Below are 11885 nucleotides of genomic sequence, written 5' to 3' on the forward strand. Positions count from 1 at the left end.
TGCCTAGTCTCGTGGGCTCGGAGATGTGTATAAGAGACAGCTCCCCGAACGAGGTCCCCATGCGTGTCCTCCGCACGCCCGCCCGACTCCGCCCCAGATCGGTCCGCGCGAAGATTGTCGCCCTGCTGATGCTGCCCGTCGTGTCCCTGATGGCCCTGTGGGGCTTCGCCGCGGTCACCACCGCGTCGAGCATCGCGGCCACCGAGACAGCCAAGGACGTCAACGCCGAACTCCTCACCCCCGTAGCCGAGTTCGTCACCGCGGTGCAGGCCGAACGAACCGCCGCCCTGCGGCACGCGGACGCACCGGGCACCTTCACGAGCGCCACGAAGGCCACCGACAGGGCCGCCGCCGCGCTGCTCGACGGAGTCAACGCGTCCAGCTCCGACGCGGCACTCATCGACTCCACGCTGCCGTCCCGTATCGACAAGCTGGAGACGGACGCCGACGGCCTCGCGGCGCTGCGCGCACAGGCCACCGCCAAGGGCACCAAGTCGACGGCCACGTACAGCGGTTACTCGGCGATCGTCGAGCACGGCTTCTCCGTCACCGGCGCGCTCACCGGCGACAAGACCGCCGCCGACGCCTCCGAGGCACGCGTGGTGCTCGAACTGTCCCGGGCCCGCGAGGCAGTCGCCCGCGAGCAGGCGCTGCTCGGTGCCGCCCGCACCGGGGGCGAGCTGACGAAGGAGCAGTACGCGCTGTTCGTCGGCGCCGTCGCCACCCAGCGCGAACTGCTCGCCCCCGCGGTCGCCGACCTCAGGGCCGAGCACCGGACGGCGTACCGCACGGTCCTCGACGGCACCGGCTACAGCCGACTCCAGGCGATCGAGAAGCGGGTGACCAGCGCGGGCCCCGGCACCCCGGCCGCGTCCGCCGGCTTCCTCAAGGGCTGGGACGCCACCGTGGGCGGAGTCCTCAAGGGGCTCGGTACGGCCGAGACGGAGGCCGGTACGGGAGCCACGGCCGCCGCCGACCCCTTCGGCTGGGACACGCTCGGCGCCTCCGGGGTCGCCGTCGTGCTCGGCCTGGTCGGCGTACTGCTGTCGCTGCTCGTCTCCGTGCTCGTCGGCCGCGGCCTCATCGTCGAACTCCTCGACCTGCGCAACTCCGCCCTCGAAGTCGCCGGCCGCCGCCTCCCGCAGGCCATGCGCCGACTGCACGCGGGCCAGGGCGTCGACATCGACGCCGAGGCCCCCCTGCGCCGCCTCGCCGGTGACGAACTGGCCCAGGTCGGCACCGCGTTGACCGCCGTCCAGCGCGCCGCCCTCAAGGCCGCCTCCGAACGCGCCGAACTCCTCAGCGGCATCTCCGGCGTGTACGTCAGCCTGGCCCGCCGCAGCCAGGTCCTGCTCCACCGCCAACTCGACCTCCTCGACGCGATGGTCCGCAGACAGCGCGACCCGGCCGAACTTCAAGAGCTCTACCGCGTCGACTACTTGGCCACGCGCATGCGCCGGCACTCCGAGAGCCTGCTGATCCTCTCCGGCATCGCGCCCGGTCGCGGCTGGCGGGACCCGATCCCGCTGTCCGACATCCTGCGCGCGGCCGTCGCCGAGATCGAGAACTCGGCCCGCGTCCAGCTCTGGGCCGTACCCAAGGTGTCGCTGACCGGCGGTTCCGTCGCCGACGTGATCCATCTGCTCGCCGAACTCGTCGAGAACGCGACCGCCTTCTCACCGCCCAGCACCCAGGTGCAGGTGCGGGCGGCCCGGATGCGCGAGGGCGTCCTCATCGAGGTCGAGGACAGCGGCTTCGGCATGAAGGACGACGCGATGGCCGACGCCAACCGCAAGATCCAGTCCGAGAAGGTCGACCTCCTCGACGCCAAGCAGATCGGCCTGTTCGTGGTCAACCGGCTGCGCGAACGGCAGGGCCTGCGCGTGGAGGTACGGCACTCGTCGAGCGGCGGGGTCACGGCCGCGGTGCTCATCCCCGAGACCCTGATGCGCGACGACATGCCGGTGGGGGATCAGCAACAGGCGCCCGGCGGGAGGGGGTTGGCGCCCGCGTCGGCCCTGGTCCCGAAGCAGCGGTTGCGCGGAGCCGGCGCCTGAGATCGCACTCTTCGCACCATCTCCACACAGATGTACCGCAATCGCGGTACAGGTGGGGCGGATGGGACGGATAGGTTCGTTTGATACTTCAAGTGCACCACCGGAAAGGTCAGTTCCGTGTCCGACACCCCCACACCGTCGTCCCCCACTCCGTCCCACCGCCGGAAGCGGTCCCTCTCGCGTCGCGGCGCGATAGGGGCCGCCGGAGCCGTAGCCGCCGGGGCCGCCCTCACCCCGGTGGTCTTCGCGGCCACCGACTCCGGCTCCATGTCCGCCACCGACGAGACCCCCTCGGGCACCAAGCCGGAGACGTTCCCGGCCACCCGCACCGCGACCGCCACCGGGACCACCCCGGCCACCACCACCTTCGCCGCGTCCTACGTCGGCCTGCGCTGGACCGGCACCCAGGACGGCGCCGGAATCCGCCTCGCGGACGGCGACTGGCAGCAGACCGGCACCGGTTGCGCGACCGTGGACGGCGGCGGTACGGCCCTGGTCGCGGCCGACGAGGCCACCAGCTACCAGGTGAAGGCACCGGCCGGCGCGACGGACGTACGCTCGGTCGCCATCGACTGCACCCGCGGCCCGGGCCACACCTTCCACGTGCCGTCCGAGGCGACCCGCGTCCGGGGCGTCCGCTACCTCTCGCGCCCGGCCTGGGGCGCCGACGAGTCGAAGCGGTACAAGGACGGCAAGGTCAACACGCCTGAGGCGTACTATCCGTTGCAGTCGATCACGGTCCACCACACGGACACCCCGAACGCCGACCCGGACCCGGCCGCGACCGTCCGCGGGATCTACGAGTACCACGCGATCACCCTCGACTGGGGCGACATCGGCTACCACTTCCTGATCGACGAGGCAGGCGTGATCTACGAGGGCCGCTACTCCGGCGACGACCTCGTCCCGGCCTTCGACAAGAACGGCAACCTCGTCACCGCCTTCCACACGGCGGGCTTCAACTCCGGCAACCTCGGCATCGCCCTCATCGGCAACCTCGTAGCCCAGCCCCCGACCGATGCGGCCAAGGCCTCCCTGATCCGCCTGATCAAGGTAATCACCCGCTTCAAGGGCCTGGACCCCCAAGCGAAGATCACCTACACCAACCCGGTAAACGGCGTAAAGAAGGACAACGAAACCATCAGCGGCCACAGGGACTGGCTACAGACGGACTGCCCCGGCCAAACGATGTACGACTTGCTGAGCGAGGTACGAAGCTCAGCGGCAGCGCCCCGTTAGGGGCGCGGGGAACTGCGCGACCAGCCACAGCGGACCCGCGGACTCCGACGGCGCTTCGTGGCTACCCGGGCGGAGCGCCTAGGCTGGGAGGCTGACCGTCCCCCCTGTCAGGAGAGAAATGGCCGTCAACCTGGTCAATGTCGAGAACGTCAGCAAGGTGTACGGCACCCGTGCCCTGCTCGACGGCGTCTCGCTCGGTGTCTCCGAAGGGGACCGGATCGGGGTCGTGGGCCGCAACGGAGACGGCAAGACCACCCTGATCCGGATGCTCGCCAAGCTGGAGGAGTCCGACACCGGCCGCGTCACCCACTCCGGAGGACTCCGCCTCGGCGTCCTCACCCAGCACGACTCCCTCGACCCGGAGGCGACCGTCCGCCACGAGGTCATCCGGGACATGGCCGACCACGAGTGGGCGGGCAACGCCAAGATCCGCGACGTACTGACCGGACTCTTCGGCGGCCTGGACATGCCGGGCTTCCCGCAGGGACTCGACACCGTCATCGGCCCGCTCTCCGGCGGCGAGCGCCGCCGTATCGCGCTCGCGAAACTGCTCATCGAGGACCAGGACCTGGTCGTCCTGGACGAGCCCACGAACCACCTCGACGTCGAGGGCATCGCCTGGCTCGCCCAGCACCTGCGCGAGCGGCGTTCCGCGCTCGTCTGCGTGACGCACGACCGCTGGTTCCTGGACCAGGTCTGCACGCGGATGTGGGACGTGCAGAAGGGCGACGTCTACGAGTACGAGGGCGGCTACACCGACTACGTCTTCGCCCGTGCCGAGCGCGAGCGCATCGCCGCCACCGAGGAGACCAAGCGGCAGAACCTGGTCCGCAAGGAGCTGGCCTGGCTGCGCCGCGGCGCCCCGGCCCGTACGTCCAAGCCGCGCTTCCGCGTCGAGGCCGCCAACGAACTGATCGCTGACGTACCGCCGCCGCGTGACACCAGCGAGTTGATGAAGTTCGCGTCGTCGCGCCTCGGCCGTACGGTCTTCGACCTGGAGGACGTGACCGTCCAGGCCGGGCCCAAAGTCCTTCTGAAGCACATCACTTGGCACCTCGGCCCCGGCGACCGCGTCGGCCTGGTCGGGGTCAACGGCGCCGGAAAGACCTCCCTCCTGCGCGCCCTCGCCGAGGCCGCCCGCAGCGACGGCGACACCCAGCCCGCGGCCGGAAAGGTGGTCGTAGGAAAGACGGTGAAGCTCGCCTACCTCTCGCAGGAGGTGGCCGAACTCAAGCCCACGCTGCGGGTGTTGGAGGCCGTGCAGCAGGTGCGCGAGCGCGTCGACCTCGGCAAGGGGCGGGAGATGACCGCCGGGCAGCTGTGCGAGACGTTCGGCTTCAACAAGGAGAAGCAGTGGACGCCGGTCGGGGACCTGTCGGGTGGTGAGCGGCGCAGGCTGCAACTCCTCCGGCTCCTCATGGACGAGCCCAACGTCCTCTTCCTCGACGAGCCCACGAACGACCTCGACATCGAGACCCTGACCCAGCTGGAGGACGTCCTCGACGGCTGGCCGGGGTCGATGATCGTGATCTCCCACGACCGGTTCTTCGTCGAGCGCACCACCGACAAGGTGTACGCCCTCCTCGGCGACGCGACCCTGCGGATGCTGCCGCGCGGGATCGACGAGTACCTGGAGCGGCGCCACCGTATGGAGGAGGTCGCCGCGGCCGCCGTCCCCGTCGTGGAGAAGGCCGCACCCGCCGTGAGCGCCGCCGACCAGCGGGCCGCGAAGAAGGAACTCCAGAAGATCGAGCGGCAGTTGGACAAGGTCTCCGAGAAGGAGGCCAAGCTGCACGCCCAAATCGCGGACAACGCCACGGACTTCGCGAAGGTGGCCGAACTGGACGCTCAGCTACGGGACTTGAGCGGCGAGCGGGACGAGCTGGAGATGCGGTGGCTGGAACTCGCCGAGGACGCGTGAAGGGTGCGTGAAGGCGCATAACGGGGGCGTCACGGGCCGGTCCTCCCTTGGGAACAGGGAGGAACCGGCCCGTTCTTCATGGACAGCTCAGTGATAGAAAGGGCCGTCTGAGAACTGTCTGAGCACTGTTGAATACGACTCTGGGTCCTTCGCGAACCTCAGGGCGTGGCTAAAAATCAGTGAACGAGGGGGAGCCGCTGATGACTCAGCCGCCCGAACAGCCGCCGTCCGGCGGTTACGGAGCGCCGCCGAACCAACCGCCACAGCCACCATCCGGCGGCTTCGGGGCTCCTGTTCCACCGACGCCCGGTTACGGCTATCCGCAGCAGCCACCACAACAGCCCGGCCCCTACGGCTATCCGCAGCAGCCGGGCCCGTACGGGCAGCAGCCCGGTTACGGATATCCGCCGCCCTCGCCCCAGTTCGCCCCGCCGTCACCCCCCGGCGGCGGCTCCCGCAACCCCTTCAAGGGGAAGCCCGCGCTGGTGATCGCGGCAGCGGTGGCCGGACTCCTCGTCGTCGGCGGCACGGTGTGGGCGGTCACCAGCGGCGGTGACGACAAGAAGCCGGTCGCGGAGAAGAGCGACAGCCCGTCGCCCTCCGCCAGCGGCACGGCCGACGACCCCGCCAACCCCGGCGACGGCAGCGGCGACGGCGCCAAGGACCCCGAGAACCTCAACGAGGGCCGCAAGTCCGGCGAGGCGAAGGTGCTCTGGTACAAGGAGGCGCCGGACGCGCCCGGTTCCGGCGCCGACGCCCCCGGCATGTGGATCACCGGCAAGACGGCGGTGAAGGCGGCGTACAAGGAACTCGTCGCCTACAACGTGGGCAACGGCAACCCGACTTGGCCCGCGGTCACCTTCCCGCAGAAGATCTGCGCGGTCACCGCGCAGCAGTCGTCCGACGGCAAGATCGTCGTGGCGTACGAGAGCGGTGTCAGCGACAACGCCAAGTGCAACCAGCTCCAGCAGCTCGACCTGAGCACGGGGGCGAAGGGCTGGACGGCGGTCGTGCCGGACGGCGACCTCTTCGACAGCGCGCTCAGCATCGGGCTGTCCGTCACCGGCAAGACGCTGATGGTGGGCCGTTCGGAGTCCGGGATCGCGTACGACATCGACACCGGCAAGAAGCTCTACGAGAAGAAGAAGTACGGCGCTGCCTGCTTCCCGGGCGCGTTCGCGGGCGGCGCCAAGCTGATCTCGGTCGCGTCCTGCGGGGCGGGTTCCTCCACCGAGCACGACGAGGTGCAGGAGCTGGACCCGGCGACCGGCAAGGCCAGGTGGACCAAGTCGATCCCCAAGGGCTGGACGGTCGGCCATGTCTACTCCGTGGACCCGGTCGTCCTCTACATGACCGACTCGGACAACAAGCACTGGAACATCTCGACGCTGAAGAACGACGGTTCGGTCCGCTCGCAGGTCGACTCCAAGGCCGCGTTCGCACCCACCTGCGGTTCGTCGTTCGTCGACAGCGACCTCCAGGGCTGCCAGGGCGTCGCGGTCGACGCGAGCACCCTGTACCTCCCGACGGACGCGACGACCGGCGCCAACCAGATCGTCGCGATCGACCTCGCCACCGGCAAGGAGAAGTGGCGCGTCAAGTCACCCGCGTCCGAGTCGATGGTCCCGGTCAAGGTCCAGGGCGGCAAGCTCGTCGCCTACGTCGAGGCGTCCTACGACGCGGGCGGCCAGGTCGTGTCCATCCCGACGGCAGGCTCCTCGCACGCGACGACGAAGCTGCTGCAGATGCCGTCCGGCACCGCGCAGATCGAGTCGAGCTTCTTCTCCCGGGACATCGACTACGTCGACGGGCGCTTCTACATCTCGTCGACCAGGCTGAACGGCAATGACGACACGAAGGAGAAGTTGATGCTCGCGTACGGCAAGTGAGACCCCGACTTCTCCCCGCCCCGCCGTCCTCCCCGAGGTACTCGTCATGACCACGCCCCCACCGCCCCCGCCGAACCAGCCCCCGCAGGGCGGCTTCGGCCCACCCCAGGACCAGCCCCCGCAGCAGCCGCCCCAGACCCCGCCGGGCTACGGCCACCCGCAGGCGCCTCCGCCCCAGCAGCCGGTCTACGGCTACCCCCAGGCACCCCAGCAGCCCCAGCCGCCCCAGGGCCCCCCGCAGGCCCCGCCGCCCGGCTACGGCTACCCGGGCCAGCAGCCGAACCCGTACGCGCAGCCGCAGCAGCCGTACGGTCAGCCGCAGCAGCCCAACCCCTATGGCCAGCAGCCGGGTTACGGCTACCCGGGCCAGCCGACCATGCCGCTGCACCCGCAGCCGGGCCAACCGGGCGGCGGCGGGCGGAAGTTCGGGGCGCCCGCGGTGATCATCACCGCCGCGGTCGTCGCGATCGCGCTGATCGTCGGCGGCGGGATCTGGTACGCGTCCTCGTCCGGCAAGAAGGACGACGACACGAAGAAGACCGCGACCGCCGGCGGCTCCACGGGCGGCACCAACGACAAGGGCGGCACCACGTCCGGCGGCAAGGAAAAGGTGCCCGCCGACACCGCGTCCAAGGTCCTCTTCGAGGTCCCGATGCCCAAGGTCAGCGACACGATGGTGACTTCGGGCTCCTGGCTCACCGACAAGGTGTACGCCAAGACCGGCAGCGCCGAGGTCGTCGGCTACAACCGCGACACCGGCGCCAAGCAGTGGACGATCAAGCTCCCCGGCCCGGTCTGCCAGGCGACGAAGCACACCACCACGGACGGCAAGACGGCCATCCTCTACGAGCCCGCCATGCCGACCAAGGACAAGCCCTCGCACGGCTGTAGCCAGATCGCGGCGATCGACCTCAACACAGGCACCAAGTTGTGGACGAAGACCGCCAACTCCGGTGACCAGCCGATCAGTTTCGAGAACGTCACCGTCAGCGCGAACACGGTCGCCGTGGGCAGCACCGACGGCGGCGCCGCCTTCGACATCTCCACCGGCAAGGTCCTGTGGAGCCCGAAGACCGCCGACTGCTACGACGCCGGGTACGGCGGCGGCGCCAAGCTGGTCGCGGTGCGCCGGTGCGGTACGTACGACGCGCCCGTGCTCCACATCCAGACCATCGACCCGGTCTCCGGGAAGGTGCTCTCGGACTACAAGATGGCCGAGGGCATCGAGTACGCGAGCATCGTGTCGACCGACCCGCTGGTCGTCGCGGCCGACGTCGGCGACAGCGCGGGCGACGGCAGCGGCGTCTCGGACTTCTTCTCCATCGACAACAAGACGGGCGCGCTGCGCTCGCACATCCCGGCGCCGGGCAAGCAGTACGCGGCCCGCTGCGACGGCATCACCCGGGTCGAGTACTGCACCGAACTCGCCGTAGGGAACGACCGGTTGTACGTGCCGACCGAGGAGCACGACGGTTCGGGCGACTCCTACAGCCAGACCAACGAGATCGTCGCCTTCGACCTCGCCACCGGCAAGCAGACCGGCCAGCGCGCGGACGCGGGCGAGGGGTACACGATCACCCCGCTGCGCATGGACGGCAGCAACGTCATCGCCTACAAGTCCCCGCCGTACAACAAGGGCGGCCAGATCGTCAGCATCGACGGCACCTCCTTCAAAGAGACCAAGCTGCTGGAGAACCCGAGCACGGAGACGGTACGGAGCACGGAGACCACCTTCCTCCCGGACTACGCGGAGATCCTCTACGGCGAGGGCCACCTCTACATGTCGGCGGTCTACGCGGACAAGGCGTCGTCGTCGTCAACGGGCGACAAGGACTTGGCGATCGCCTTCGGCACAACGAGCTGACCCAAAACCCTCAGCACCCCCACGGCCCCCAGCACCCCCACCACTCCCGAATGCCAGGAATGCGAAAAAGTCCGTCGATCTGGGGCACTTCTCTCCAGTAGGGGCAGCGCAACGTCGAACAAGCGTGTAGCTTCCGGGGGCATGAAGAGCGGGGGTGCTGGGGGCCCTCTGTTCTTGGGGACCGGTGGGCATCCATAGTGGGCATCCATTGGGGGGACTGGGGGGTTGCTCGATGGGAGTGCGGCTGATGGTGGTCGACGACCACCGGTTGCTCGCCGAGGCACTGGCCTCGGCACTGAAGCTGCGGGGACACCGGGTGCTGGCAGCCGCCGCACCCGCGGCGGGCGCGGCCGAGCTGGTGATCACCCGCGCCCCCGAGGTCTGCCTGCTGGGCACCGCGACACCGGCCGAACCGGGCATCTTCGACCCGGTGGTGAAGATCAAGCGGGAACGCCCCCAGGTGGCGGTCCTGGTCCTGGGCCCGGTCCCGAGCCCCCGAGGCATCGCGGCGGCGTTCGCGGCAGGCGCGTCGGGCTACGTCCGTCACGACGAGCGCATCGAGGGCGTAGAACGAGCGATCATGAAGGCAAGGGCGGGCGAGGCGGCGGTAGCCCCGCAGTTGCTACAGGGAGCCTTCAGCGAACTGCTCAACCCAGCAGCCCAACCGGACGACGAGGGCCAACGCCTGCTCCAGATGCTGACGCCGAGGGAGGTCGAGGTCCTGGTCCGGGTGGCGGACGGCGAGGACACTCGCCTGATCGCGGCCGGCATGGGCATCGCCCCGTCAACGGCCCGCACCCATGTGCAGCGGGTCCTGATGAAGCTGGGCGTGGGATCGCGGCTGGAGGCGGCGGCACTGGCGGCGCGGACGGGGCTGCTCGACAGGGCGGGGCCGGTGAACCATTCGGCGGGGCCGGACCTGTAGGGGATGCTGTCGCCAATCCCGTCAGTGGGCTTGGGGTGCCGTGTATCGCTGAGGAAGTGTGACACTTTCGGGGAGAGTGTCACACTTTTTCGGATGGGTGGTCTGGGTGGGCTGGATTCGCCGACAGCGTCCTGCGGAGGCCGCGCTTACGCGGGAGGGCGGGGCGGCGGCGTTCAACTGGGCTTCGCTCAGGGCGAGTCGGGCAGGCGAGCGCCCCGCCCCGCTGGGGAGAGGCCGGCGGACCGTATGCCGTCGAGGAGGGCGGCGAGGGCCGTGGGGGTGGTCGCGAGGAGGGTGGCGGGGGTTTCGCTTTCGCGGAGGTGGAGGGTGGTGGGGGTGGTGGCGAGTTCGAGGCAGGCGTTGCCGTCGCCGCCGCCGGAGAAGGACGACTTCTGCCAGGTGCCGGCGAGTTCGATGCAGTTGTTTCCGTCGCCGCTGCCGGAGAAGGACGACTTCTGCCAGTTGTCGGGGATGGTCACGGCGCGCCTCACAGTTCCTTCGCCAGCTTATGGATGAGGTCACGCGACTGTTCCGGGTCGAGTGACACCGCCTCCACTTTACGGAAGAGGGTTCGAAAGGCGCCGAGTTGGGCTTCGGAGTCGATGAAGGCCGCGCCGTGGGGTGCGTCGCGTACCGCGGTATCGAGCTTCGGTACGGCGCCTCCCGCATACATCATGGCGTTCGTGGCACCGGCGAAGTCGTCCAGGGCGAAGGGGATGACGCGCACGGTGATGTGTTCCGCTTCGGAAAATTCGAGAACGCGGGTGAGCTGAGCTCGTGAGCAGGTTCGACCGCCCACCTTGATGCGGAGCGCCGCCTCGTGGATCACCGCCTCGTACGGGGCTGGAGTGGTGCCCTCGATGATCGCCTTGCGATCCATACGATGGCGCACGCGCAGTTCGAGGTCGTCGGCCGGGAGTTCGGGGACTCGGTACGAGAAGACGGCGCGGGCATAGTCCTCGGTCTGGAAAAGCCCGGGGATGTGCAGGAACTCCACGTCGAGTCGGTAGGTGGAGTGGTGCTCCAACTCGGCGAGATCCAGGAACGGTGTGGGCAGCAGACCCCGGTACTCCTCCCACCAGCCACGGGTCCGATCCGTCGCCATCGCCACTAGCGCCTGGATCAACTCGGCGTCCGTGCAGTCGTAGTGCGCAGCGAGCCGTCGTACACGGGCCTCGCTCACGCCCGCGATGCCGAACTCGATCTGGCTCATCTGGACGGAATCCGCTCCGAGCAAGGTGGCTGCCTCACGCGCCTTGAGCCCTGCGGATTCGCGTAGTTTCCGCAGCTCCACGCCTAGTCGTACTTGGCGTGCGGTGGGTTGTTTACGACGGGGCATGGCTTCCTCCTTGCCCCCCAACTGCCGGGAGGCGGCGACTCGTTCGGAGGCAGATTACGGCAACGACTTGCGGAGTCCTAAATTAAGGTCCTACCGTCAGTGATGCGACGCACACCCTGCGGAACCCGGGGACTCCGGAAGCGCACCACCCCGTCCTGCCATGACGGCGTGGCAGGCCACTGCCCGTGAACCGCATCAACTCCCCACACCATCAACGGAGTTCACGCATGCCCGAAACCGAAGCCGAACCCTGGGAGTACTCCCTCTCCGTCCCGCACGATCGCCGTGCCGTCACCGTCTGTCGCCGCACTCTCCGCCTCGTCCTCACCGCGCACGGCCTCATCCGGGTCGTGGACACCGCCGAACTCCTCGCGACGGAGCTGGTCGCCAACGCCGTACTGCACACCAAGGGGCCGGTGATGCTCCGGGTGGGGTGTTCGGCCGGGGTGCTGCGGGTCGGGGCGTGGGACGCGGACCCCCAACCCCCGGAGCCGCCGGGCCAGTTGGCGAATCTGCTGGACGCCGAGGTGGGGAGAGGGCTCGCGCTGGTGCGGGCCTGTGCCGACAACTGGGGCTGGCAGCCGCTGTCCAGGAACGGCCGGCGCGGCAAGTACGTCTGGTGCGAACTGGGCGTGGCCTAGGGCCAAGAAC

Annotated in this window: 9 protein-coding genes; 7 read left to right on the plus strand and 2 right to left on the minus strand. The window is 69.4% G+C overall.

The window, feature by feature from the left end:
• Positions 1-59: 59 nt before the first annotated feature.
• From OO69_RS31610 to OO69_RS31635, 6 genes are all read left to right on the plus strand, one after another.
• Positions 60-2057: a nitrate- and nitrite sensing domain-containing protein gene (locus OO69_RS31610; protein WP_033284280.1), complete on the plus strand. Its 1998-nt coding sequence runs from the start codon at positions 60-62 to the stop codon at positions 2055-2057.
• Positions 2058-2174: 117 nt separating this feature from the next.
• Positions 2175-3296: an N-acetylmuramoyl-L-alanine amidase gene (locus OO69_RS31615; RefSeq protein ID WP_234444581.1), complete on the plus strand. Its 1122-nt coding sequence runs from the start codon at positions 2175-2177 to the stop codon at positions 3294-3296.
• 118 nt (positions 3297-3414) lie between these two features.
• Positions 3415-5217: an ABC-F family ATP-binding cassette domain-containing protein gene (locus OO69_RS31620; RefSeq protein ID WP_033284282.1), complete on the plus strand. Its 1803-nt coding sequence runs from the start codon at positions 3415-3417 to the stop codon at positions 5215-5217.
• A 200-nt stretch (positions 5218-5417) separates the two neighbouring features.
• Positions 5418-7106, plus strand: coding sequence for a PQQ-binding-like beta-propeller repeat protein (locus OO69_RS31625; protein ID WP_033284283.1), 1689 nt, complete (start codon positions 5418-5420; stop codon positions 7104-7106).
• A 46-nt stretch (positions 7107-7152) separates the two neighbouring features.
• Positions 7153-8970 carry a PQQ-binding-like beta-propeller repeat protein gene (locus tag OO69_RS31630; RefSeq protein ID WP_033284284.1) on the plus strand — a complete coding sequence of 606 codons (1818 nt, stop codon included), beginning with the start codon at positions 7153-7155 and terminating at the stop codon, positions 8968-8970.
• Positions 8971-9202: 232 nt separating this feature from the next.
• The gene (locus OO69_RS31635) at positions 9203-9895 is read left to right on the plus strand and encodes a helix-turn-helix transcriptional regulator (protein ID WP_078652645.1); all 693 of its coding nucleotides are present in this window, start codon (positions 9203-9205) and stop codon (positions 9893-9895) included.
• A gap of 188 nt (positions 9896-10083) precedes the next feature.
• On the opposite strand, the gene OO69_RS31640 is transcribed toward OO69_RS31635, so the two are convergent.
• Positions 10084-10374, minus strand: coding sequence for a DUF397 domain-containing protein (locus tag OO69_RS31640; protein ID WP_078652646.1), 291 nt, complete (start codon positions 10372-10374; stop codon positions 10084-10086).
• Positions 10375-10382: 8 nt separating this feature from the next.
• A complete protein-coding gene (locus OO69_RS31645; RefSeq protein ID WP_033284286.1) occupies positions 10383-11234 on the minus strand; it encodes a helix-turn-helix domain-containing protein in 852 nt (283 codons plus the stop codon).
• A 227-nt stretch (positions 11235-11461) separates the two neighbouring features.
• On the opposite strand from OO69_RS31645, the gene OO69_RS31650 reads away from it, so the two are divergent.
• The gene (locus OO69_RS31650; RefSeq protein ID WP_033284287.1) at positions 11462-11875 is read left to right on the plus strand and encodes an ATP-binding protein; all 414 of its coding nucleotides are present in this window, start codon (positions 11462-11464) and stop codon (positions 11873-11875) included.
• Positions 11876-11885: the final 10 nt, after the last annotated feature.

This window comes from Streptomyces sp. NRRL F-525, assembly GCF_000716605.1.
In the GTDB taxonomy this organism is placed as follows: domain Bacteria; phylum Actinomycetota; class Actinomycetes; order Streptomycetales; family Streptomycetaceae; genus Streptomyces.